The sequence below is a fragment of the Cryomorphaceae bacterium 1068 genome (assembly GCA_027214385.1).
Classification (GTDB): Bacteria; Bacteroidota; Bacteroidia; order Flavobacteriales_D; family Cryomorphaceae; genus JAKVAV01.
Genome location: JAPVXR010000057.1, coordinates 1 through 332, shown reverse-complemented (window position 1 = coordinate 332; position 332 = coordinate 1). Strand labels below are relative to the sequence as shown.

Sequence of the window (332 nt, the reverse complement as noted above, 5' to 3'; positions counted from 1 at the left end):
ATCGTCTCGTCGTAGCCGTTCGGGCCTGTCATGTTGACTGTAGCTCCTGCAAGGGTGAATGGTGATCCAACGAAAAAGAAAACATTGTTGGATGTGATCTCCTGTGGATTCTCAAATACTGATACGCCTTGTCCGCCACCGAGGCATTCTACCGTTACCGATCCAGTGATGGTTTCGTAGCAGTCAAGCGTGATCGTATAGTCATACTCACCGCCTGGAACGTTCTCAAAAAGGTCTCCGAGGATTTGTCCTGTTATAATCGTCTCGTCGTAGCCGTTCGGGCCTGTCATGTTGACTGTAGCTCCTGCAAGGGTGAATGGTGATCCAACGAA

1 protein-coding gene is annotated in these 332 nt (G+C 49.7%); it reads right to left on the bottom strand.

Annotated elements, in window-relative coordinates:
* Window positions 1–332, bottom strand: a 332-nt coding sequence (locus O3Q51_18445) for a hypothetical protein (protein ID MCZ4410803.1), incomplete at both ends; no start/stop codon positions are given.